This window comes from Pseudooceanicola sp., from assembly GCF_029213205.1.
In the GTDB taxonomy this organism is placed as follows: Bacteria; Pseudomonadota; Alphaproteobacteria; order Rhodobacterales; family Rhodobacteraceae; genus Pseudooceanicola.
On the sequence record NZ_JARGNH010000017.1, the window covers coordinates 41,055 to 64,756 of the forward strand.

Consider the following 23,702-nt stretch of genomic DNA (forward strand, 5'->3'; position numbering starts at 1 on the left):
CCCCCGGGGGCCCCGGGCCTCCGGCGGGAATATTTCCGGCAAGATGAAGCCGGGGCAATGTCGGGATTGACCGGTCGCGCCCGGGCGGTCAGGAGTGGACGATGCTGTCCTACCAACATGCCTATCACGCCGGGAATCTGGCCGATGTCCACAAGCACGCGCTGCTGGCGCTGGCGCTGGATTACCTGGTGCAGAAACCCAAGCCGCTGACCTATATCGAAACCCATGCCGGGCGCGCGCTGTATGATCTGGCCGGGGCCGAGGCCGCCAAGACCGGCGAGGCGGCGCGGGGGATCGAACGGGTGGCTTGCTGGTTTGCCGGGGATCATCCCTATGCCCGCGCCCTCAGCGTCGCCCGGGACCGGGCCGGGCCGCGGGCCTATCCCGGCTCGCCCTTGATTGCGCAAACCCTGCTGCGCGACGGCGACGCGATGATCCTGGCCGATCTGCACCCGCAGGAGGCGGGTGCTCTGCGCGCTGCACTTCCCGGGGCCGATGTCCGGCAGGTTGACGGGCCGCAGATGGCGCTGAGCCTGGCGCCGCCTGTGCCGCGCCGGGGTCTGCTGCTCTGCGATCCCTCCTATGAGATCAAGGACGATTATCTGCAGATGCCGCGGCTGATCGCGCAGCTGCATCGCAAGTGGAATGTCGGGGTGTTGATGCTCTGGTATCCGATCCTGGCGAGCGGCGCGCAGAGCGGGATGTGTGCCGCGCTCGATGCGCTGCAGATCGACGCTGCGATTCGGCACGAGGTGCGGTTTCCGCCCGCGCGCCCGGGGCATGGGATGATCGGATCGGGGCTTTATATGGTCAACCCGCCCTGGGGCTGGGCCGATGCGGCGCGGGATCTGGGCAAGCGGTTCGACCAAATAACATAGGGCGGGGAAATCCCCGCCCTATGGTTGCATCGTGACCTGGTTGCGCCGCCTAGCCCGGCGACAGCCCGCGCAGCCGTTCCGAGCGGCGGCGCAGCAGTTCGACCACGGTCAGCAGGCAGATCGAGATCGCCACCAGCATCGTCGCCACTGCCAGGATGGTCGGCGAGATCTGTTCGCGCAATCCGATGAACATCTGCCAGGGCAGGGTCTTTTGTCCGGCAGAGCCGACAAACAGCACCACCACCACCTCGTCAAATGAGGTGATAAAGGCAAACAGGGCGCCAGAGATCACCCCGGGCATGATCAGCGGCATCTGCACCCGAAAGAAGGTGGTGACCGGATTGGCCCCCATATTCGCCGAGGCCCGGGTCAGCGACCGGTCAAAGCCGACCAGCGTCGCCGTCACCGTGATGATGACAAAGGGAATACCCAGCACCGCATGCGCCAGAACCACGCCCAGATAGGTGCCCTGCAGCCCGATGCGGGAATAGAAGAAATACATCCCCGCCGCCGAGATAATCAGCGGCACGATCATCGGCGAGATCAGGATCGCCATGATCGCCCGGCGAAACGGCACATGTTCCGAAGACAGGCCAATGGCCGCCAGGGTACCGAAGCTCACCGACAGGAAGGTCGCCATCGGCGCGATCTTGAGCGAGTTCCACATCGCCGCCTGCCAATCCGAGGTTTCAAAGAAATCCCGGTAGTGTTTCAGAGAATAGCCCTCGGGATCGAGGCGCAGCATCTCTGGCGTGAAGGTAAAGAAATCCTGCGCGTTGAACGACAGCGGCATCACCACCACGATCGGTGCGATCAGGAAAAAGAAGATCAGCCCGCAGATCACGCGAAAGGCGTAATACCAGATCCGTTGGCCGGTGGTGGCATATGGAGGAAGTCCGCTCATGTCTTTACCCCAGCTTCACGTTGTCGATGCCCACGATCTTGTCATAGGCCCAGTAGAGGATCAGCACCGCCGCCAGCAGGATGGCCCCGAGCGCGGCGCCCAGCCCCCAGTTCAGCGATGACGAGATGTGATAGGCGATCCGGTTCGAAATGAACGTCCCGGTGGTGCCGCCGACGATTTCCGGCGTGATGTAATAGCCGATGGCCAGGATGAAGACCAGGATCGACCCGGCGCCGATCCCCGGCACCGATTGCGGGAAATAGACCCGCCAGAACGCCGTCCAATTGGTGGCGCCCAGCGATTTCGCGGCACGCAGATAGGTCGGCTGGATGGTCTGCATCACCGAATAGAGCGGCAGGATCATGAAAGGCAACAGGATATGCGTCATCGCCACGATGGTGCCGAACTGATTGTTGATCATGATCAATCGGCTGTCATCCGACACGATATGCAGCCAGACCAACACATCGTTGATTACCCCCTGCTGTTGCAGCATCACCTTCCAGGCTGAGGTCCGCACCAGCAGCGAGGTCCAGAACGGCAACAGCACCAGGATCATCAGGAGATTGGCGGTGCGCATTGGCAGGTTGGCGAGCAGCCAGGCCACCGGATAGCCCAGCATGATGCAGGACAGGGTGATGGTGATCGACATGAAGATCGTGCGCTTGAACAACAGGCCGTAGATCTGTTCGTTCTCCGGCCGCGCCTCGATCCCGTCCGGGGTCAGCTGCATGTCGGCCGCGTTGAGGAAATAGCCCGGTGTGTATTTCGGCGCATAAGTCTTGATCGTCGCCCAGACCTGGGGATCGGCCCAGTCCTTGTCAGCGTCCAGGAACCCTTGTTTGAGGTCAAACTTGGTGAAATTCACGGCGGCGGTGCGGGCTTCTGCGATCAGATCCGGCATCGGGCCGGAATAGGCGGCACCCGGCGTGGTCAGATCCATGTAAAGCGCGGTATGCACCAGCGTCCAGGGGTCTTCGTCGGTCGGGCTGTCCTGGTCGACCTCTTGGATGAACTTGGCAAATTCGCTGTAAGCCTCGGCGGTGCGCGGCAGCATCATGGCCACGCCCGGGCGCAGCTCGAACGCCGGTTCTGCGCCTTTCTTGGTCTTGGCCCAATCCGCCTGCGCGGTGGTCCAGCCGGGTGCGGCCAGCAGGGCCACCCAGGTCTTTGGGTCTTTCCACGCCGCATTCAACGCGTTGAACTGGTCTTCATAGACTTCGCCAAAATCGTCCAACCGGCGCCCGGTCTTGCGGAACAGCGATGACACGCCGGTCATCTCGTAATTCAGCCTGGTGCCCAGGCGGGTGTGCAATTTGCGCTCGGCTGCGACAAAGAGATCGACGTAAAGCGCCTCAAAGGTTTCGATCCCGGGTTCGACTCCGGTGTCGGCGTCCCACTCATCGAGCTTTGCCACGGTGCGCGGCAGGGTTTCCGACACAATCTGGTTTTCGACAGAGCGGAACAGCATGTCGGCAATCGGCGCGATAAAGGTGAGCATCACGAACAGCAGCAGCGGCGCGATCAGCAGCAGCGCCCGCACCTTCTGACGCCGCAGGGCGCGCGCCAGCGAGCGTTTCAGCGGCGTGCCGTCGGCGGCAAGCATCAGGCCGGTCTGGCTGTCCGTCTCATCGCCCACTTGAGTGCCGGTCTGAAAGGATGAATCCGTCATGTCAGGCCCTCCTGCCACTGGTGTTGGCTTTCGTGGTCGTCTGGATCGCGTCCTCGGGGTCGGTCACCGAGTTCTGGCCGATGATAGTGCCCTTTGGCATGTCAAATGTCCCTGTCGTCTGTCCGGCGGTCGTGCCGCCTTGGAGCGCCGGACGAAATGCCCGATCGGCCCGAGCTGTGCGAGGCGGGCAGATTGCCGCCTCGCACGATGGCAATGGGCGGGCCAGAGGCCCGCCCAAGTGTCTTATTGTGCCAACCAGGCTTGGAATTTCGCGTCGATGTCGTCGCGATAATCCGCCCAGAACTCGTAGTTATAGAGGAACGTGTTCTTGGCATTGGCCGGATCGGTCGGCATATGCGGACCCATCGCGATGCCCAGCTCGGCATGTTTGCCGACCAGCGGCGCCGAGGACAGGCGTGCCGGACCGTAGGAGATGTACTTCGCCTGATCCGCCAGACGCTGAGTGTCGGTGGCGAACGTCAGGAAGTCCTTGACCCGGGCCAGACGATCGGCGGGCAGACCGGCGGGAATGATCCAGCCGTCAAGGTCGAACACCTGCGCGTCCCACATCATGGCGACAGGCTGTTTCTGCTCTTCGATGACCGAGAACAGACGACCGTTATAGGTCGAGCCCATGAAGATCTCGCCATCCGCCAGCAGTTGCGGCGTATCGGCGCCAGCCGACCACCAGATCACCTGATCCTTGATGGTGCCGAGCTTGTCCAGCGCCTGTTGCTGACCAGCTTCGGTTGCCAGAACGTCATAGACAGCGTCCTTGGCCACACCGTCGCAGAGCAGCGCCCATTCCATATTGTTGATCGGGCGTTTTTCCAGCGACCGTTTGCCCGGGTATTTTTCCAGGTCGAACACGTCACAGATTTTGCTCGGGGCTTCGACGCCAGCCGGCACCATGTCGGTGCGATAGCCAAAGGTGGTCGAATACACGATCTGCGGGATAAAGCAGTCGCTCACCAGCAGGTCGCCGAAATCGTCTTCGGCCGAGGTGCCGTCAGGCGCCGCTGCCAGGTCTTCGTCGGGGTCGATTTCCATCGCCAGACCTTCGTCGCAGAGACGAATGCCATCCGATGCCACGACATCGACGAGGTCCCAGGTGACGTTCCCGGCTTCGTTCATGGCGCGCAGTTTTGCCACAGCTTCGGCCGAGCTTTCGTCCCAGACGACGTTCACGTCGTCATGCATGCCGAGATAAGGTTCGACATAGGCCTTTTGCTGGCTTGATTGATAGGCGCCGCCCCAGGACACGAGCGTCAGCTCGTTTGCCATGTTGCCGTGGCTGGCCGCAAAGGCCATGCCCGCCGCGGATACCGCGACACCGGCGATTAGGGTCTTGGTCAGTTTCATACTGTGCTCCCTAGCTTTGAGCCCGTATTTGAAGTTCGAGATCCCCAGCCACGGGCAAGACGTTCAGGATCTGTCAAAACCGCACCGAAACCGGCGCGAGTTCGGCCCGTCAGGCATCCAGCGCGTGGCAATCGGTCGGCAGCCAGCCGATTTCGATCTTGTCGCCACGCCGCAGACGCACCTGATCAGGCGCATTCCGGGTCTTGATGATGAAATCTTCTTTGCCCGCGACCCGCAGCCGTGTGCGAAAAATGTCGCCCATATAAATGAATTCAAGCACTTCGGCATGCAGCGTGTGCACGCCTTCGGCCATCCGTTCCTTGTTGTATTCGACCCGCTCAGGGCGGATCGAAACCTGGGTTCTTTCGCCGACCCCAGCGATGTTCACTGCCTTGGCGACAATGGTTTCGCCATCGTCCAGGGTGACATTGCACAGCTCGCCATCAACCGCAGTCACGATGCCGGACAGGGTGTTATTCTCGCCGATAAACTGCGCGACAAAGCTGTTCTGCGGGCTTTCATAGAGCTGATCTGGCGGCGCCAGCTGCTGAATGCGGCCATCGTCGAACACCGCAACGCGATCAGACATGGTCAGCGCCTCGGTCTGGTCATGGGTCACATAGACCGTGGTGATTCCTAGGGAATGGGCGAGGTTGGTGATCTCGAACTGCATATGTTCGCGCAATTGCTTGTCGAGCGCGCCCAGTGGTTCGTCCATCAGCACCAGTTCAGGCTCGAACACCAGGGCGCGGGCCAGGGCGATCCGCTGCTGCTGACCACCCGAAAGCTGCGCCGGGCGGCGACCGCCGAAATCGCCCATCTGCACCATGTCGAGGGCGCGCTTCACCTTGGCCTCGCGATCGGACTTGCCGATCTTGCGAACCTCAAGCGGAAAGGCAAGGTTTTCGGCCACGGTCATATGCGGGAACAGGGCGTAGTTCTGGAACACCATGCCGATGCCGCGCTTGTGCGGCGGGATGTTGTTGATCGGTTTGCCATCCAGGAGGATTTCGCCATGGGTGGCGGTTTCAAACCCGGCCAGCATCATCAGGCAGGTGGTTTTGCCCGATCCCGACGGTCCGAGCATGGTCAGAAACTCGCCCTTGGGCAGCGCCAGGTTCAGGTCTTTGACGACCAGTGTCTCGCCGTCGTAGCTCTTCTGAACGCGTTCGAATGCGACGAAAGCGTCGCTTGTGTTTCCATCAGCCAAAAGCGGCTCCCCGTTGTCTTATGCGCGGTTATATTTCCGCTTTATTTCCTGATACTAAACATTTTCGCGGCCCAAAATGCAACCGGTAGGCGGTGAAACCGGTGCAAATCCGATATGACGCTAGGGAAGCGACTGCAGATCGGGCAATAGTTTCCAAGGCCGCGCCGGTTTTGAAATAATCTGCAATCGCCTGTTCGAATCGTCCCTAGCCCAGAACCTTGGCAACGGCCTTGGCGGTCTTGTCTGCGATCTCGTCGGCTTCTGACTCGGTCAGGCAGAACGGCGGTGCAAAGCCCAGGATGTCGCCCTGCGGCATCGCCCGGGCGATGACCCCCTGGTCCAGCATCGCGGCGGCGACCTTGGCGCCGATCCCGTCGCTGGCCTCAAAGAAGCTGCCGTTCGCCGGGTCCTTCATGAACTCGACCGCCGCAATCATCCCATCGCCGCGCACTTCACCGACCTGAGCATGACCGCCGACCGCAGCGCGCAGCGCGGCGTTCAGATAGGCGCCGGTCTTGCCCGCCGCTGCGACCAGGTTCAGCTCGTCGATCAGCTTCAGATTGGCAACCCCGGCGGCCGCGCCGATCGGATGGGCGGAATAGGTCCAGCCATGGCCGATCGGCCCGTTTTCATCGGTGCCCTGTTCCAGAACTTTCCACATCTTGTCCCCGACAATCGAGCCGGACAGCGGCGCATAGGCGCTGGTCAGCCCCTTGGCGATGGTGATCAAATCCGGGCGCATACCGTAGTGATCGGACCCGAACATCGTGCCCAGACGGCCAAACCCGGTCACCACCTCATCGGCGACCAACAGGATGTCATGGCGATCCAGCACCGCCTGAATTGCGGGCCAGTAGCCGGCGGGCGGCGGCACGATGCCACCGGTGCCCATCAGCGGCTCACCAATGAACGCGGCGATGGTGTCGGCGCCTTCTCGGGCGATCATCTCTTCAAGGTCGGCCACGCATTGCGCGGTAAATGCCGCCTCGTCCTGGCTCTGGTCCTCGCGGCGCAGGAAATACGGCGCGGTGGTGTGCAGGATCGGCGCGCGCGGCAGGTCGAACTTGTTGTGGAACCCGGCCAGCCCGGTCAGCGATCCGGTCATCACCCCCGAGCCGTGGTAGCCACGCCAGCGCGAGATGATCTTTTTCTTTTCCGGCCGCCCGAGGATGTTGTTGTAATACCAGATCAGCTTGATGTTGGTCTCGTTTGCATCCGATCCACCAAGGCCAAAATAGACCTTGCTCATCCCCTTCGGCGCCCGGTCCAGCACCATCTTGGCCAGGGTGATCGAGGCCTCGGTGCCGTGGCCGACATAGGCGTGGTAATAGGCCAGTTCGCGCGCCTGATCGGCAATCGCTTCGGCGATCTCCATTCGGCCATAGCCGACATTCACGCAATAGAGCCCGGCAAAGGCATCGAGCAGGCGGGTGCCGTCGCGATCCTCGATATGGCAGCCGCTGGCGGTGCGGATGACGCGATTTGGCAGCTCGCCCCGGGCGAACTGGGCGAGATGGGTGGAGGGGTGAAAGAAATTCTCCCGGTCCCATTGATCAAGCTGGTCGTTGCGCAGCATGGCGCCTCCTTTCCTGGGGTCAGGTCGTGATGATCTGCCCGGTTTTCGTGTTGGCCAAGAGCCCGGCCACATGGCTGGCGATGGCGGTGTCCTGCGCTCCGGTTCCGGTCACCCCGGCACACTTCACCTCAGCCGGGGCCAGATGCCGGGCGGCGGCGCGGATGTCGGTGAGATTGCCATTGTCGAGGATCAGCGGAGTCGCGTCAGCCCGGTCCGCAAGGGCCCCCGCCGCCGTTTCTACGGCCGCCATCGTCACCATGGGTTTGGTCGCTTTGCTCATATGTTGTGCACAACACGCTCTAAAATGCCCAAACGTCAACTCTGACGCATGGTTAACCACTGATGTTTTCCGAAAACGACCTGTTTGGTTCGGTTTTGGAGCGGCACGGTTGTGCACAACCTGTCACCAAATCCCTGTCAGGGCCCAAACCAGCGCCGGAGACCAGCATGATCCGCAAATCGATTCCCTTTTCGGATACCGAATATCAGCGCCGCTTGAACAAGACCCGGCTGGCGATGCAGGCGGCAGGAATCGAGGTGCTGTGCGTTTCCGACCCGTCCAACATGGCCTGGCTCACCGGCTATGACGGCTGGAGCTTTTATGTCCATCAGGGCGTCGTCGTCTTTCTGGATCGTGACCCCTGGTGGTGGGGCCGGATGCAGGATCGCAACGGCGCCCTGCGCACCGTCTGGATGGAGGACAGCCGTATCCACGGCTATGTCGATAATTTCGTGCAGAGCACCGACCGCCACCCGATGCAGGACCTGGCCGCCAATCTGGTGGCGATGGGCGTCGGCACCGTGCATATCGGGGTGGAGATGGAGAATTACTATTATTCCGCCAAGGCGCATGCGGTGCTGACCCATGAATTGCCTGACGCCACCTTTCACGACGCCACCGCGTTGGTGAATTGGCAGCGCACCGTCAAATCCGACGAAGAGCTGGTGTTCATGCGCCATGCCGCGCGGATCTCGGAAAAGATCGTCGATGGCCTGCTTGAGCGGGTCGAACCCGGGGTGCAAAAGAACCAGGTGGTGGCGGAAATCTATCGCGACGCTATCAACGGCGTCGACGGCGCCTGGGGCGATTACGCCGCGATCCCGCCCCTGCTGCCCTCGGGATCGGACGCCGCCGCGCCGCATCTGACCTGGGACGGCAGGCCCTTTATCGAGGGCGAAGCGACGTTTTTTGAGATCTCCGGCTGCTATCGCCGCTACCACGCGCCGTTCTGCCGGACCCTGTTCCTTGGCAAGCCCTCTGATATCCTGCTTGCCGCCGAGGCGGCGCTGGTCGAGGGGCTGGAGGCCGGGATTGATGCCGCCCGCGCCGGCAACCGAGCCTGTGACGTCGCCAATGCCCTGGCCGGACCGCTGGAGCGGGCCAAGATCACCCGCGGTGAACGCTGTGGCTATCCGATCGGGCTGTCCTATCCGCCGGATTGGGGCGAGCGCACGATTTCCTTCCGGGCCGAAGATGAGACGGTTCTGGAACCCGGCATGACCTTTCATTTCATGCCCGGTCTCTGGATGGCCGATTGGGGGCTGGAGATTACCGAATCCATCCTGATCAAGGCGGACGGTGCCGCAGAATGCCTCTGCGATCGGCCGCGCAAGATGTATGTGAAAGCATGAGCGATCTGGCCACCACCACCGCGATCCTGGCGGATCTGATCGCCCATCCGACGGTGTCTTCCGAGGCCAATACCGAGGTGATTGCCCATATGGCCACCCGGCTTGAGGACGCAGGCGCCCGGGTCGAGGTGATGCTGGACGCGACCGGGCAAAAGGCCAACCTGTTTGCCAGTATCGGGCCAGAGGAACCCGGCGGCATCATGCTGTCGGGCCATTCCGACGTGGTCCCGGTCGAGGATCAGCCCTGGACCGGCGACCCTTTCGCGATGTGGCAGGAGGGCGACCGGCTCTATGGTCGTGGCAGTTGTGACATGAAGGGGTTTCTGGCGGCCTGCATCGCATCGGCGCCTCTGTTCAATGCGCGCAAGCTGACCCGACCGGTGCATTTCGCCTTTACCCATGACGAGGAAATCGGCTGTCTCGGGGCGCAGTCGCTTGCCGACGTGCTCAAGGATCGCGTCGCCCGCCCGGCCTTGGCCATCGTTGGCGAGCCGACCTCGATGCGGATTGTCGAGGGTCACAAGGGCTGCTGCGAATACCGCGTCACCTTTACCGGCGTTGAAGGTCATGGATCGCGTCCCGAAATGGGGGTGAATGCCGCCGAATTCGCCGCCCGCTATGTCACCCGCCTGCTGGAACTGCGCGAGACGCTGCGGCATCGCACGCCGCCGGACAGCCGGTTCGAACCGCCCTGGACCACCATCAACATCGGGCGGCTGTCTGGTGGCCATGCGCCCAACGTGATACCCGGGCTGGCCGAAGTTGAATGGGAAATGAGGCCGGTGCAAAAGACCGATGCGGATTTCGTCAAACGCCTGATCAACGGCTATGCCGAGGATATCCTGCTGCCCGAAATGCAGCGCGTCGCAACCGACGCCTCCATCGTCACCGAGGTGTTGGGCGAGGTCGCCGGGCTGCAACCGGCAGACCGCAATGCGGCGCTTGCAATCGTTGCCGAACTGACCGGTGCCAATGGCGCCGATCTGGTGGCCTTTGGCACCGAGGCCGGGCTCTATCAGGATATCGGCATGGATGTGGTGGTCTGCGGTCCCGGGTCGATTGAACAGGCGCACAAGCCTGACGAATATCTTGAGACCGGGCAGCTGACCGCCTGTCTCGACATGCTCTCCGGTCTTGCGGACCGGTTGACCGCCCATGGCTGAGGATGTGCGCGACCGTCTGGATCGGCTGCACCGGGTGATGCGCGAACGGATTTGCCTGCTCGACTGGCCACCGGGGTCGCGGCTGTCAGAGGCCGAGATTGCCGCCGATTATGGCATGTCGCGGACCCCGATCCGCCGGGTTCTGGCCCGGCTTGAGGACGAGGGGCTGGTGCAATCGCAACATGGCATCGGCACCCTGGTCACCGATCCCGGCGAGGAAGAGCTGGCGCAGACCTATGCCCTGCGCAGCGAATTGGCCGAGCTGGTCGGGCGGATGGCGCCGGTGCAACCGACCGACGCCCATCTGGCACGTCTCAGCAATATCATGGCTGAGGCCGAGGCGCTGACCCGGCGGCCCGAGCCGCGCGAATTCGTCCGGCTGAACATGGCCTTTTTCGATTTCGGCCTGACCCTGACCGACAATCTGGTGCTGCGTGAGGTGTCCGAAACACTCTACTACCGCACCGCCCGGGTCTGGCTGCGCCAGATTGCCGATCTGGACCTGTCCGAGGAATGCGCGGTGTTCATCCGCGAATTGAACGACTGCGCCCTGGCGCTGCGCAGCGGCGACGCACTGGCCGCCGCCCTGATCCGCCGCGCCCATATCTCGATGTCGGTGCGGCGCTTGATGCGCGACGTCTAGGCGCGCTGCGCCGGACCGGGCCAGATCTGAATTGGGTCAGACGCCTTCAACCACCAGGATCGTGCTGCTGGCCGAGCGGCGGCGAATATCGGCGACCTTTTGGTATTCAGGGTCGTGATAGGCGGCCAGCGCGGCGGCGTAGCTGGGGAATTCGATCACCACATGCCGCGCCTCGGCCTTGCCCTCGGTGACCTGGCTCTGACCGCCGCGCACCACGAATGTGCCGCCCAGTGCCGCCAGAATCGGCGTGTCGAGGCGGATATATTCGGCATAGGCTTCGGGATCGTTCACGGTGATATGGCCGATGATGTAGCCTTTGGGCATCTGGCGCTCCTGTTGTCTGGTTCGGTTGTCGGTCTCGCGGCCGGTCTAACCCAGCGGTGTCACCGCGACGATGACTTCGGTGATCAGCCCGGCCAGCAGCGGCAAGATCAGGCAAGAGCCTAGCCGCAACGCGACAAAGCGCCAGCCCATGATCGGGGCTTCATAGGCCAGCAACCGGTGCAGCGCGAACACCGACCAACCGCCGATCAGCCCGACCATCTGTGGAATCCCGGCGCCGCCTTCGATGAACACGATGGCAATCGGGAACGAGGTCATCGGCCCCCCCGGCAACAGCCCGCCAAGCAGCGAGGCAATGAAGATCCCGATCACGCCCGAAGTCGGGCCGATCAGCCGCGACATCGGCTCGATCGGCACGATCTGCACCAGGAAAGACGCCGCCAGCAGCGCCAGCGGCAGCCGCAGCACCAGGGTCTTGCTGATTCCGGCCGCCGAGGCTGCCCCGGCGCGCAATCCCCTCGGGCCTTCGCGCCGCCAGACAAAATAGCCGAGGATCAGAACCGCGACCCAGACGATGATCAGTGGACCGTTCATTCCGCCTCGGGCGATTTGAGCTGAAACGCCGGCCAGCGGGTCAGCCAGCGCGCAAGCACACCCGCGAGGATCGGCAGCGGCAGGCAGGCGGCATAGCGGATCAGGCTGAATTCGACCCCCAGCAAGGGCAATTCCCATACGATCAGCCGGTTGAAGCCAAGCAGCGACCAGGCCGAGATAAAGGCGATCAGCGCCCCGGCATCCGCCCCAGCGATCCAGAGCGCATAGACCATCGGGAATGAGGTGAACGGCCCGCCCGGCGTCAGCAGACCGGCAATCGTCGCCAGCATCAGCCCGGTCAGCCCCGAGGCCCCGCCGAGCCAGCGGGCGACCTTTTCGCGACTGACCAGCCGGGTCACCAGCCCGCCGATCAGCAGACCGGCGACAAGTTGCGGCAGGATTTCGAGCAGCAAGATTCCCGCCTTGACCGTCCCGTCGATCACTGGATCGGCGCCGAACCGGGCATAACAGATGCCGCCGGTGACGCTGGCCAGCAGGAAAAACACGATATCGGTCTTGGCAATCTTCATATGCGGTCGGCCTTCATGCCCCGCCCGGTCAGCGGGCGCGTTGGCCGAGTCTGGCCGAGCCGCGTGGGGAAATCAATGACTCGGGCATGTATTTTTCAGGGCGGTTCAGCCGCCCCGGATTATCCCGCCTCCCAGAGTCCCGCCGCTTTGACGGCCGCCATGCCTTCGTCCAGCGATTTCCGGGCGCGGGCGATCAGCAGGTCGATCTCGGATTCGGAAATCACCAGCGGCGGCGAGATGATCATCCGGTCGCCGACATGGCGCATGATCAGGTTGTTGGCGAAGCAGCGCTCGCGCACCATATAGCCGACGGTCCCGGTCTCGGCGGCAAAGGCCGCGCGGCTGGCCTTGTCCGGGGTCAGGGCCAGCGACCCCATCATCCCGACGATCTTGACCTCACCGACCATCGGATGATCGGCGAGGCTTTCGAATTGCGCCTTGAGGTAGGGGCCGGTCACGTCGTGCACCCGCTCGACGATCTGTTCCTCTTCCAGGATCCGCAGGTTTTCCAACGCCACGGCACAGGCCACCGGATGGCCGGAATAGGTGTAACCGTGGTTGAATTCACAGGCCCCCAGCACCGCCGCCACCTCGTCGCAGACAATCGAGCCACCGATCGGCTGATAGCCTGACGACAATCCCTTGGCGATGGTCATGATATGCGGGCGGATGTTCATCGCCTGCGAGCCGAACCAATGGCCGGTGCGGCCAAAGCCACAGATCACCTCATCGGCGATCAGCAGGATGCCGTATTTGTCGACGATCCGCTGCACTTCGGGCCAATAGCTGTCCGGCGCCACAATCACCCCGCCGGCGCCCTGCACCGGCTCGGCGATAAAGGCGCCGACGCGATCCGCCCCGATTTCCAGGATCTTGGCCTCCAGCTCCTGCGCGCGGGCCAGACCAAAGGCCTCTGCTGTCATCTCGCCGCCCTCGGCCCACCAGTTCGGCTGACCGATATGGGCAATGCCGGGAATCGGCAGCCCGCCCTGTGCATGCATCCCGACCATACCGCCGAGCGAGGCCGACCCCATCGAGGACCCGTGATAGCCGTTCCAGCGGCCGATGATCACATCACGCTCGGGCTGTCCTTTTTCTGCCCAATAACTGCGCACCATGCGGATATTGGTGTCATTTGCCTCGGATCCGCTCGACGCGAAAAACACATGGTTCAGATCGCCCGGCGCCAGGTCTGCCAGTTTCGCCGCCAGCGCGATCACCGGCACATGGGTGGTCATGAAGAACGTGTTGTAATACGGCAGTTCGCGCATCTGCCGCGCCGCCGCCTCAGCCAGTTCCTCACGGCCATAGCCGATGTTGACGCACCAGAGCCCAGCCATCGCGTCAAGGATTTCGACGCCATCGCTGTCGTGCAGATAGCAGCCCCTGGCGCTGGTGATCACCCGGGCGCCGCGGGTGTTGAAATCATTCTGGGTCGAAAACGGGTGCATGTGATGCGCTGCGTCCAGCGCCTGCAGTTCGGAGGTTGGCAAATGGTTGGTAATCGCGGACATGGGGCACCTGATTGCTGGGTTACGTCAGGACGCTACGCCGCCGCCGTATGAAACGCCATATTGCCATAACACCAATTTGTTGCTTGGATCATCGGGCAAGGACGTCAGACCAAGCAACGTCCAACGGGAGACACACTTATGACCAAGACACTTGTTTCGATCGCCGCCGCTCTGGCCATTGGCACCGCCGCCATGGCCGAGGATGTGCGCGTCTACAACTGGTCCGATTACATCGACGAAAATCTGCTGGCCAAGTTTCAGACCGAGACCGGGATCAACCTGATCTATGATGTCTTTGACAGCAACGAGCTGCTGGAAACCAAGATGCTGGCCGGCGGCTCGGGCTATGATGTGGTGGTGCCGACCGGCACCTTCCTGCAACGGCAGATCAGCGCCGGGGCGTTTCAAAAACTCGATCTGGCGAAATTGCCGAACCATCAAAACCTGTGGGATGTGATCGCCAAGCGCACCGCGCAATACGATCCCGACAATGCCTATTCTATCAACTACATGTGGGGCACCACCGGCATTGGCGCCAATATCGGCAAGGTGACCGCGACGCTGGGCGCCGATGCGCCGATCGACAGCCTCGAACTGGTGTTCGATCCGGCCAATATGGAAAAGCTGGCCGCCTGCGGCGTGCATTTCCTGGATGCCCCGACCGAAATGATCCCGGCGGCGCTGAAATACATTGGCGAGGATCCCGACAGCAAGGACCCGGCCAAGATCGAGGAGGCCGCCAAAGTGCTCGAGGCGGTCCGCCCCTATGTGCAGAAATTCCACAGTTCGGAATATATCAACGCCCTGGCCAATGGCGACATCTGCGTCGCTTTCGGCTGGTCCGGTGACATCCTGCAGGCCCGTGACCGGGCTGCCGAGGCCGACAATGGCAATGAGATTGCCTTTCACGCCCCCAAGGAGGGTGCGCTGATGTGGTTTGACCAGATGGCGATCCCCGCCGATGCCCCGAACCCGGACGGCGCCCATAAATTCCTGAATTTCATCATGGATGCGCAGAACATGGCGGCGGCGTCGAACTATGTCTATTACGCCAATGGCAACAAGGCCTCACAGGAATTCCTGAATGAGGATGTGATCGGCGACGGGGCGATCTACCCGGATGCGGCCACGCTGGACAACCTCTATTCGGTCTCGCCCTATGATCCCAAGGTGCAGCGGGTGGTGACCCGGATCTGGACCCGGGTCAAATCCGGCACCTGACGCATATGGCACAGGGTCCGCGCGGCATTCGCGCGGCCCGGCCCAGACCGGAGGCGTCATGCCGCAAACTGTATTTGCCCCCTGGAACGACCCCGACGAAAAGCCGCTGATCAGCTTTCAGGGCGTGACCAAACGGTTTGGCGATTTCACCGCCATCGACGACATCACGCTCGGCATCTACGCCCGTGAATTCTTTGCCCTGCTCGGCCCCTCCGGCTGCGGCAAGACCACTCTGATGCGGATGCTCGGCGGCTTCGAAACGCCCAGCGCGGGCACGATCCTGCTGGCCGGACAGGACATTGCCCCGGTGCCGCCGAACAAGCGCGCGGTGAACATGATGTTCCAGAGCTACGCGCTGTTCCCGCATCTGTCGGTCTGGGACAACATCGCCTTTGGCCTGCGCCGCGAGGGCCGCGACAAGGCCGCCATCGCCGCCCGGGTCGAGGAGATGCTGAAACTCACCCGGCTGGAAAAGTTCAGCCACCGCAAGCCGCATCAGATTTCTGGCGGCCAACGGCAACGGGTGGCGCTGGCGCGGTCGCTGGCCAAGGCGCCGAAACTGCTGCTTCTCGACGAGCCGCTCGGCGCGCTGGATCGCAAATTGCGTGAAGAAACCCAGTTCGAGCTGATGGATATCCAGGAAAAGACCGGCACCACATTCGTCATCGTCACCCATGACCAGGAAGAGGCGATGACCGTTGCCTCGCGCGTTGCGGTGATGGACGAGGGCCGGTTGATTCAGGTCGCCACGCCTGACCGGATCTATGAGACCCCCGATTCCGTATATGTGGCGGATTTCATCGGCGACGTGAATATCATCGAGGCAAGCGCCCGCCAGAGCGGCGACAAGGTCAGCCTGGCCTGGGCCGAGGGCCAGCTGCCGCTGATCGCCACGACCACCAAAACCTTTGCCCCGGATCAGCACTGCTGGCTGGCGATCCGCCCCGAGAAAATCGCGATTTCCGCCGAAAGGCCAAAGGCGGCGAATGCATTGCAGGGCCGGATCCTCGACATTGCCTATCTTGGCAATATCTCGACCTATCACGTGGCGCTGCCCAGCGGTCAGGTGCTCAAGGCGCAGACCGCCAACACCCGCCGCATCGAACGCCGCAGCTTCACCTGGGAGGACGAGGTCTGGATCAGTTGGACCGACACCGCCGGGGTGCTGCTGGACAAATGACCCTGCGCCGCCCTCCAGCTTCATCTTGCCGGAAATATTCCGGGGGAGTCGCGCTATGGCGCGACGGGGGCAGCGCCCCCAAACCGTCAGCGGGGTCGCGATGCGCCGCCTGATCCTGATCGCCATCCCCTATCTCTGGCTGTTCGCGCTGTTCCTGATCCCGTTTGCGATCGTGTTGAAAATCTCGCTCAGCGACACGGTGCTGGCGATTCCGCCCTATGCGCCGCAGATCGACCTGGCTGCGGGTTGGCAGGGGATCAAGGACTTCTTCGGGGCGCTGGATGGCGAAAACTTCGTCTTCCTGACCAGCGACGATCTTTACTGGAAGGCCTATCTCTCCTCGCTCAGGATCGCGGCGCTGTCGACGCTGATGACGCTGCTGGTCGGCTTTCCGATTGCCTATGCCATGGCCCGGGCCCCGGATGAATGGCGCCCGACCCTGATGATGCTGGTGATCCTGCCGTTCTGGACCAGTTTTCTGATCCGGGTCTATTCCTGGATGGGGATCCTCGCCAACGAAGGCATTCTGAATCAGGTCCTGACCTGGACCGGGATCATCGACAGCCCGCTGCAGATCCTGAACACCAACACCGCCGTCTATATCGGCATCGTCTACACCTACCTGCCCTTCATGATCCTGCCGATCTACGCGGCGCTGGAACGGCTGGATGGCTCGCTGCTTGAAGCGGCCGAAGATCTGGGCTGTTCGCGGACCTCGGCGTTTTGGCTGATCACCCTGCCGTTGTCCAAGAACGGGGTGATCGCCGGCTGTTTCCTGGTCTTCATCCCGGCGGTCGGTGAATTCGTCATCCCCTCGCTGCTCGGCGGCTCGCGCACCCTGATGATCGGCAAGGTGCTGTGGGAGGAGTTCTTTTCCAACCGCGACTGGCCGGTCGCCTCGGCGGTGGCGGTGGTCCTGTTGCTGATCCTGGTGATCCCGATCGTGCTGTTCCAGCGTCAGGAACAAAAACAGCGCGAGGCCGAAGGATGAGACGGCTGTCGTGGTTCAATGTCACCTCGCTTACCCTCGGGCTGGCTTTTCTCTACCTGCCGATGGTGGTGTTGGTGATCTACAGTTTCAACGCCTCGAAACTGGTCACCGTCTGGGCCGGGTTCTCGACCAGATGGTATGGCGAGTTGCTGCACAACGAGGCCTTTCTCGATGCCGCCTGGGTGACCCTGAAGGTCGCGGTGGTCTCTTCGACCATGGCCACCGTCCTTGGCACCATGGCCGCCTATGTGCTGGTCCGTGCCGGGCGTTTTTATGGCCGCACCCTGTTTTCCGGGATGATCTATGCGCCGCTGGTGATGCCCGAGGTGATCACCGGCCTGTCGCTGCTGTTGCTGTTCATCGGCATTGGACTCGACCGGGGGATTTTCACCATCATCCTGGCCCATACCACCTTTTCGATGTGCTATGTCTCGGTCGTGGTCTCCTCGCGGCTGGTCAGCTTTGACCGCGCGCTGGAAGAGGCGGCGCTCGACCTGGGCTGCACCCCTTTCGCGGCGTTCCGCCTGGTCACCCTGCCGATCATCGCCCCGGCGGTGATCGCCGGCTGGTTGCTGGCCTTTACCCTGTCGCTGGATGATCTGGTGATTGCCTCTTTCGCCGCCGGGCCCTCGGCCACCACCCTGCCGATCAAGATCTATTCGGCGGTGCGCCTCGGGGTTTCGCCCGAGATCAACGCGCTGTCGACGATTATGATCGCGATTGTCACCATTGGGGTGATCACCGCCTCGCTGCTGACCAAGCGCGCCGCGGTCCGCCGCAACGCCGAAGAACACGCGGCGGATCGCGCATGAAACGCCCCTATGGCCACTATGCCTATTCCCTGGGTCCGATCCGCAAATGCGCCTGGACCGAGGAAATCGCCGCTGTCGATCTGCAAGTCCCGACCGCGAGCGGCATGATCATCGCGGATTTCGCGATCATTGGCGGCGGCTATACCGGGTTGAACGCGGCGTTGGCGCTGGCTGAGGCTGGGGCGGATGTGGCTCTGTTCGATGCCGAATTCCCCGGCTTTGGTGCCTCTGGCCGCAACGGCGGCTTCTGCTGCATCGGCGGCGCGCGCGCCAGCGACGCGCAGCTTGAGCGGCGCCATGGCCGCGGCGCGGCGGCAGAGGTCCGCCAGGCCGAAATGGCGGCGGTGGCGCATGTCGCGACGCTGATCGACCGGCTCGGGCTTGACGTTGACCGCCATTCCGAGGGCGAGGCGATGATGGCGCATAGCCCTGCCAAATTCGAGGCGCTGCGCCGGGCCCAGCCCGAGATTGACCGCCGCTACGGGGTCAAGACCAGGTTGATCGAGGCCAGCGCCTTGGCCGAGCACGGGCTGAACAGCGGCTTTCATGGCGCCTTGATCCTGCCGGTCGGCTTTGCCCTGCACCCGCGCAAATACCTGGCTGGGTTGGTGGCCGCGGCCAAGTCTGCCGGGGCGCGCCTGTTCGGTGACAGTCCGGTCACCGCCATTGCGCCCGCCGCCGAAGGTTTCCGCCTGACCACGCCGCAGGCCAGTATTCGCGCCCGCCGCCTGCTGATCAGCACCAATGGCTATAGCGCCGAAAACCTGCCGCCCTGGCTGCGCCACAGGTTCTTGCCGGCGCAAAGCTCGATGCTGGCGACGCGGGTGATGAGCCCGGCAGAACTGGCGGCGCAGGGCTGGACCAGCCCGCAGATGGCCTATGAGGACCGGCGGCTCCTGCATTATTTCCACCTGACACCAGACAACCGGATGGTGTTTGGCCAGCGCGGCGGGCTGATCGCCTCGCAGGCCAATGACGCCAGGATCGCCCAAAAGGTGCGCGCCGATTTCGACCGCCTGTTCCCGGCCTGGCGCGCGGTGGAAACCCCGCATCACTGGTCTGGCATGGTCTGCCTGACCGCCAGCCTGACCCCGTTCTGCGGCGCCATCCCCGAGCTGCCCGGCGCCTTTGCCGCCTTCGGCTATCACGGCAATGGCGTGGCGATGGGATCCTATTGCGGCAAGGCGCTTGCCGATCTGGCGCTGGGATCAAACGGGAATGATCCGGACCGGGTTGCGATCCCGCGCGCCTTTGCCGCGCCGCCGCCTCGGTTTCCGCTGGGCCCGTTGCGCCGGGCCTGGCTGGCCGCCGAATATGGCTGGGCCCGGCTGACCGATCGCTGACTGGGGCGGCGATGGGGTGTCAGGACCAGCAGGGCGCGCGCCAACCCGGCTTGCCCGGATCGGGGCGGCGGCATAGGCTTCAGCCATGACAACAGCCCTGATCAGCCATCCCGATTGCCTGGCCCATATCACGCCGGAGGGTCACCCGGAGCGGGTGGCCCGGCTGCAGGCGGTGCTGGCAATGCTCGACGGCAAGGATCTGCTGCGAGTGGCGGCGCCGCAGGCGGCTGACGCCGATCTGGAGCTGGCGCACCCGGCCCGCTATGTCGCGCGGATTCGCGCCACCGGCCCGGCCGAAGGCGTTGTCCAGCTCGACCCAGACACCTGGATGTCACCGGGGTCTCTGACCGCCGCCCTCAGCGCCGCCGGCGGGGCGCTCAAGGCGGTCGATCTGGTGCTGCAGGGGCAGGCCGACAATGCCTTTGTCGCCTGTCGCCCGCCCGGGCATCACGCCGAAACCGAAACGCCGATGGGGTTCTGCCTGTTCGGCAATGTCGCTATCGCCGCCAAACATGCGCTGGAGCGGCACGGGCTGACGCGGGTGGCGATTGTCGATTTCGACGTGCATCACGGCAATGGCACCCAGGACCTGCTGCAAAACGATCCGCGCATCCTGTTCATTTCGAGCCACCAGATGCCGCTCTATCCCGACACCGGCGCGCCTGAAGAGACCGGCGGCCATGACAATGTGATGAATATCGCGCTGCGCGCGGGCGCCGATGGCCATGCCTATCGGACAATCCTCGCGGACCGCATCCTGCCGCGCCTGCGCGACTTTGCGCCCGAGCTGATCCTGATCTCAGCCGGATTCGATGCGCACCGGGACGATCCGCTGGCCGGGTTGTGCCTGGTCGAGGCGGATTTCGCCGAGATCACCGAGGCGATCTGTGAATTGGCCGCCGAGGTTTGCAACGGCAGGGTCGTCTCCTGCCTCGAGGGGGGCTATGACCTGGACGCGCTGGCCAATAGCGCGGCGGTGCATGTCGACGCTTTGATCGCCGCCGGACAAAAGTCTTAGCCAAGACTTTTGACAAGAATTTTCGCGATAATTCTTCGCCCTTTGCACCCGCCGCGCCCGCCGGATATGCTGCGCCGGTGAGCAGCCGGAGGACCGTGCCCGTGACAGATCAACCCGTCGAAAAAATGACGTTCGAACAGGCGATGAAAGAGCTCGAAGGGGTCGTCGCCCAATTGGAACGTGGCGACGTGCCATTGGACGAATCCATTGCGCTCTATCAGCGCGGCGCGGAGCTGAAAGCCCGCTGCGAGGCGCGGCTGAAGGATGCCGAGGAAAAGGTGGCGGCCATCACCCTTGATGCGCAGGGTCAGCCCACCGGCACCACGCTTGTCGAACCGCAGTGAGTTTTGACACCGCGCTCTCCGCCGCCGCCGTGGCGCTCGAGGCGCATCTGACCCGGGTTCTGGCCGATCACCCCGGCGTGGTCGGTGACGCGATGCGCCATGCGGCGGGTGGCGGCAAGCGGTTGCGCGGCTTTCTGGTGCTGGAAAGTGCGCGCCTGCACGGGGTTCCCCAGGACCGGGCGATCTGGCCTGCTGCGGCCATCGAAGCGATGCATGCCTATTCGCTGGTGCATGACGACCTGCCGGCGATGGATGACGACGACCTGCGCCGCGGCCAGCCGACGGTGCATGTGAAATGGGACGAGGCGATTGCGATCCTGGCCGGTGACGCTCTGCAGGCGCTGGCCTTTGAATGCGCCACCCGGCCTGAGGTCGGCACCGCTGCGCTGCGCGCCGATCTGGCGCTGAGCCTGGCCCGGGCGGCGGGGGGCCGGGGCATGGTTCTGGGACAGGCGATGGACATCGCCGCCGAAACCGCCGCCACGCCGCTGACCCTGGCCGAGATCACCGCGCTGCAGGCGGGCAAGACCGGGGCGCTGTTCGAATGGTCCGCCGCCGCCGGGGCGCTGATGGCGGGGGGCGATCCTTTGGCCCTGCGTGTTTATGCCCGCGCTTTTGGTCTGGCCTTTCAGATTGCCGATGACATTCTGGATGTCGAGGGCAGCGAACAGGCCGCGGGCAAGCGGCTGGGCAAGGATGGGGCGGCGGGCAAGGCGACCTTCGTCTCGTTGCTGGGGCTCGATGGCGCGCGGGCCCGGGCGGCGGATCTTGTCGAACAGGCCTGTGACGCGCTGGCGCCCTATGGGGGCGATGCCGAAAACTTGCGGGATGCCGCCCGCTTCGCTATTGCACGGCAAAGCTGAACCCACCGCCACCGCAAGGGAGGGGCTGGACCGATGACAACCCGACCGAAGACGCCAGACCTCGACCGGGTGCAGTCGCCCGCCGATCTCAAGGCGATGAGCGAAAGTGAATTGCGCCGCGTCGCCGATGACCTGCGCGCCGAGACGATTTCGGCGGTCAGCGAGACCGGCGGCCACCTCGGTGCCGGGCTGGGCGTGATCGAATTGACCGTCGCCCTGCACACCGTATTTGACACCCCGCGCGACAAGGTGATCTGGGACGTCAGCCACCAGGCCTATCCGCACAAGATCCTGACCGGCCGTCGCGACCGCATCCGCACCCTGCGTCAGGAGGGCGGGCTCTCGGGCTTCACCAAGCGCAGCGAAAGCCCGTTCGACCCCTTCGGCGCCGCGCACAGCTCGACCTCGATCTCCGCGGCGCTCGGCTTTGCCGTGGCCCGCGATCTGGGTGGCGTGACCGAGGAAGGTCTGGGCGATGCCATCGCGGTGATCGGCGATGGCGCAATGAGCGCCGGGATGGCGTTCGAGGCGATGAACCATGCCGGCCATCTGGGCAAGCGGCTGATCGTGGTGCTGAACGACAACGAGATGTCGATCGCGCCGCCGGTGGGGGCATTTTCGGCCTATCTGTCCCGCCTCTACGCCGGTGCGCCGTTCCAGGAATTCAAGGCCGCCGCCAAGGGTGCGGTCAGCCTGCTGCCAAGCCCGTTCCAGGAGGGCGCCAAACGCGCCAAGGAAATACTGAAGGGCATGACGGTGGGCGGCACCCTGTTCGAAGAGCTCGGGTTTTCCTATGTCGGCCCCATTGACGGCCATGACCTGAGCCAGCTGTTGCCGGTGCTGCGCACCGTCAAGGCGCGGGCCACCGGGCCGATGCTGATCCATGTGATCACCAAGAAAGGCAAGGGTTTCGCCCCCGCCGAACAGGCCCGCGACGGCGGTCATGCGACCGGCAAGTTTGACCCGGCCACCGGCGAACAGAAACCGTCGAAATCCAATGCGCCGAGCTATACCAAGGTCTTTGGCGAAACGCTGGTGCAGCTGGCCGCCGAGGATTCCCGGATCTGCGCCGTCACCGCCGCGATGCCGGATGGCACCGGCCTGACCTTGATGGCCGGGCGCTATCCGTCGCGCTGTTTCGATGTGGGCATTGCCGAACAGCATGCGGTGACCTTTGCCGCCGGGCTGGCTGCGGGCGGGATGCGTCCGTTCTGCGCGATCTATTCGACCTTTCTGCAACGCGGTTACGATCAGGTTGTGCATGATGTGGCGATTCAGCGTCTGCCGGTGCGGTTCGCCATTGACCGGGCTGGGCTTGTCGGCGCCGATGGCGCGACCCATGCCGGCAGTTTCGACGTCGCCTTTCTGGCCAATCTGCCCGGCTTCACCGTGATGGCCGCCGCTGACGAGGCCGAGCTGCGCCATATGGTGGCCACCGCCGCCGCCCATGACAATGGCCCGATTGCGTTTCGCTATCCGCGCGGCGAAGGCGTTGGCGTCAGCCTGCCGGACAAGGGCGAGGTGCTGGAGATCGGCAAGGGCCGCATGATCCGTGACGGGGCGCGGGTGGCGCTGTTGTCCTTTGGCACCCGACTGGATGAGGTGGTGAAGGCGGCAGAGGCGCTTGAGGCGCGGGGGATTTCCCCGAGCGTCGCCGATGCCCGCTTTGCCAAGCCGCTGGACCGCGAGTTGATCCTGTCGCTGGCCGCCGATCACGAGGCGCTGATCACCATTGAGGAGGGTGCGGTTGGCGGCTTTGGCAGCCATGTGGCGCAGCTTCTGGCTGACGCCGGGGCGCTCGATACCGGGTTGAAATTCCGCTCCATGGTTCTGCCCGACATCTTTATCAACCAGGCCGATCCGCGTCGCATGTATGAGGTCGCAGGGCTGAACGCGGCCGATATCGAGGCCAGGGTGCTGGATGTGCTGGGCGTCGCCCGGCTGGACGCGCGCAAGGCCTGAGCCGGGGC

Annotated in this window: 22 protein-coding genes and 1 pseudogene; 13 read left to right on the top strand and 10 right to left on the bottom strand. The window is 63.7% G+C overall.

Features of this window, described 5'->3' with window-relative positions; translation table 11 throughout:
* Nucleotides 1-101: 101 nt before the first annotated feature.
* Complete coding sequence (gene rlmJ / locus P1U48_RS12890) at nt 102-878, top strand: 23S rRNA (adenine(2030)-N(6))-methyltransferase RlmJ (protein ID WP_301069450.1); 777 nt, start codon at nt 102-104, stop codon at nt 876-878.
* 49 nt (nt 879-927) lie between these two features.
* Here the strand turns inward: rlmJ and P1U48_RS12895 are convergent.
* The 6 genes and pseudogenes from P1U48_RS12895 to P1U48_RS12920 all read right to left on the bottom strand — a co-directional run.
* A pseudogene (locus P1U48_RS12895) lies at nt 928-1,791 on the bottom strand (ABC transporter permease); the annotation flags it as partial.
* Complete coding sequence (locus P1U48_RS12900) at nt 1,787-3,454, bottom strand: ABC transporter permease (protein ID WP_301069452.1); 1,668 nt, start codon at nt 3,452-3,454, stop codon at nt 1,787-1,789. The gene P1U48_RS12900 and the pseudogene P1U48_RS12895, both read right to left, overlap by 5 nt.
* Nucleotides 3,455-3,697: 243 nt before the next feature.
* Nucleotides 3,698-4,816, bottom strand: coding sequence for an extracellular solute-binding protein (locus tag P1U48_RS12905; RefSeq protein WP_301069453.1), 1,119 nt, complete (start codon nt 4,814-4,816; stop codon nt 3,698-3,700).
* Between the two features lie 109 nt (nt 4,817-4,925).
* The gene (locus tag P1U48_RS12910; RefSeq protein ID WP_301069454.1) at nt 4,926-6,026 is read right to left on the bottom strand and encodes an ABC transporter ATP-binding protein; all 1,101 of its coding nucleotides are present in this window, start codon (nt 6,024-6,026) and stop codon (nt 4,926-4,928) included.
* 205 nt (nt 6,027-6,231) lie between these two features.
* Entirely contained in the window at nt 6,232-7,602 is a 1,371-nt protein-coding gene (locus P1U48_RS12915) for an aspartate aminotransferase family protein (protein ID WP_301069456.1), read from the bottom strand.
* A 19-nt stretch (nt 7,603-7,621) separates the two neighbouring features.
* Nucleotides 7,622-7,882, bottom strand: a complete 261-nt coding sequence (locus P1U48_RS12920) for a hypothetical protein (protein WP_301069459.1) — start codon at nt 7,880-7,882, stop codon at nt 7,622-7,624.
* A 167-nt stretch (nt 7,883-8,049) separates the two neighbouring features.
* Between P1U48_RS12920 and P1U48_RS12925 the strand changes: the two genes are divergently transcribed.
* The 3 genes from P1U48_RS12925 to P1U48_RS12935 are packed head-to-tail and all read left to right on the top strand — an operon-like array spanning nt 8,050 to nt 11,040.
* Complete coding sequence (locus P1U48_RS12925) at nt 8,050-9,234, top strand: M24 family metallopeptidase (RefSeq protein ID WP_301069460.1); 1,185 nt, start codon at nt 8,050-8,052, stop codon at nt 9,232-9,234.
* Nucleotides 9,231-10,397 carry an acetylornithine deacetylase gene (gene argE / locus P1U48_RS12930; RefSeq protein ID WP_301069461.1) on the top strand — a complete coding sequence of 389 codons (1,167 nt, stop codon included), beginning with the start codon at nt 9,231-9,233 and terminating at the stop codon, nt 10,395-10,397. The genes P1U48_RS12925 and argE overlap by 4 nt, the downstream gene beginning before the upstream one ends.
* Complete coding sequence (locus tag P1U48_RS12935; protein WP_301069462.1) at nt 10,390-11,040, top strand: GntR family transcriptional regulator; 651 nt, start codon at nt 10,390-10,392, stop codon at nt 11,038-11,040. The genes argE and P1U48_RS12935 overlap by 8 nt, the downstream gene beginning before the upstream one ends.
* Before the next feature lie 36 nt (nt 11,041-11,076).
* Here the strand turns inward: P1U48_RS12935 and P1U48_RS12940 are convergent, their stop codons facing one another.
* The 4 genes from P1U48_RS12940 to P1U48_RS12955 form a co-directional block, all read right to left on the bottom strand.
* Nucleotides 11,077-11,364 (bottom strand): DUF1330 domain-containing protein, encoded by a 288-nt coding sequence (locus P1U48_RS12940; RefSeq protein WP_301069463.1) that lies wholly within the window; start codon nt 11,362-11,364, stop codon nt 11,077-11,079.
* Between the two features lie 45 nt (nt 11,365-11,409).
* On the bottom strand, nt 11,410-11,916 hold the full coding sequence (locus P1U48_RS12945; protein ID WP_301069464.1) for a hypothetical protein: 507 nt from the start codon (nt 11,914-11,916) through the stop codon (nt 11,410-11,412).
* Entirely contained in the window at nt 11,913-12,446 is a 534-nt protein-coding gene (locus P1U48_RS12950; protein ID WP_301069465.1) for a permease, read from the bottom strand. Before P1U48_RS12950 ends, P1U48_RS12945 begins: the two co-directional genes overlap by 4 nt.
* Before the next feature lie 119 nt (nt 12,447-12,565).
* On the bottom strand, nt 12,566-13,960 hold the full coding sequence (locus tag P1U48_RS12955) for an aspartate aminotransferase family protein (RefSeq protein WP_301069466.1): 1,395 nt from the start codon (nt 13,958-13,960) through the stop codon (nt 12,566-12,568).
* A 138-nt stretch (nt 13,961-14,098) separates the two neighbouring features.
* Here P1U48_RS12955 and P1U48_RS12960 point away from each other — a divergent pair, with 138 nt between their 5' ends.
* The 9 genes from P1U48_RS12960 to dxs all read left to right on the top strand — a co-directional run bounded on the left by P1U48_RS12960 (nt 14,099) and on the right by dxs (nt 23,694).
* Nucleotides 14,099-15,181 carry a polyamine ABC transporter substrate-binding protein gene (locus P1U48_RS12960; protein WP_301069467.1) on the top strand — a complete coding sequence of 361 codons (1,083 nt, stop codon included), beginning with the start codon at nt 14,099-14,101 and terminating at the stop codon, nt 15,179-15,181.
* A 58-nt stretch (nt 15,182-15,239) separates the two neighbouring features.
* Nucleotides 15,240-16,361: an ABC transporter ATP-binding protein gene (locus P1U48_RS12965; RefSeq protein ID WP_301069468.1), complete on the top strand. Its 1,122-nt coding sequence runs from the start codon at nt 15,240-15,242 to the stop codon at nt 16,359-16,361.
* Between the two features lie 100 nt (nt 16,362-16,461).
* Entirely contained in the window at nt 16,462-17,352 is an 891-nt protein-coding gene (locus tag P1U48_RS12970; RefSeq protein ID WP_301069469.1) for an ABC transporter permease subunit, read from the top strand.
* Nucleotides 17,349-18,164, top strand: a complete 816-nt coding sequence (locus tag P1U48_RS12975) for an ABC transporter permease subunit (RefSeq protein ID WP_301069471.1) — start codon at nt 17,349-17,351, stop codon at nt 18,162-18,164. Before P1U48_RS12970 ends, P1U48_RS12975 begins: the two co-directional genes overlap by 4 nt.
* Nucleotides 18,161-19,507, top strand: coding sequence for an FAD-dependent oxidoreductase (locus P1U48_RS12980; RefSeq protein ID WP_301069473.1), 1,347 nt, complete (start codon nt 18,161-18,163; stop codon nt 19,505-19,507). Before P1U48_RS12975 ends, P1U48_RS12980 begins: the two co-directional genes overlap by 4 nt.
* A gap of 85 nt (nt 19,508-19,592) precedes the next feature.
* Nucleotides 19,593-20,525, top strand: a complete 933-nt coding sequence (locus tag P1U48_RS12985) for a histone deacetylase family protein (RefSeq protein ID WP_301069475.1) — start codon at nt 19,593-19,595, stop codon at nt 20,523-20,525.
* A 101-nt stretch (nt 20,526-20,626) separates the two neighbouring features.
* Nucleotides 20,627-20,869, top strand: coding sequence for an exodeoxyribonuclease VII small subunit (locus P1U48_RS12990; RefSeq protein WP_301069477.1), 243 nt, complete (start codon nt 20,627-20,629; stop codon nt 20,867-20,869).
* Nucleotides 20,870-20,928: 59 nt separating this feature from the next.
* Nucleotides 20,929-21,732, top strand: coding sequence for a polyprenyl synthetase family protein (locus P1U48_RS12995; RefSeq protein WP_301069500.1), 804 nt, complete (start codon nt 20,929-20,931; stop codon nt 21,730-21,732).
* Between the two features lie 33 nt (nt 21,733-21,765).
* Nucleotides 21,766-23,694 (top strand): 1-deoxy-D-xylulose-5-phosphate synthase, encoded by a 1,929-nt coding sequence (gene dxs, locus P1U48_RS13000; protein WP_301069478.1) that lies wholly within the window; start codon nt 21,766-21,768, stop codon nt 23,692-23,694.
* Nucleotides 23,695-23,702 lie beyond the last annotated feature (8 nt).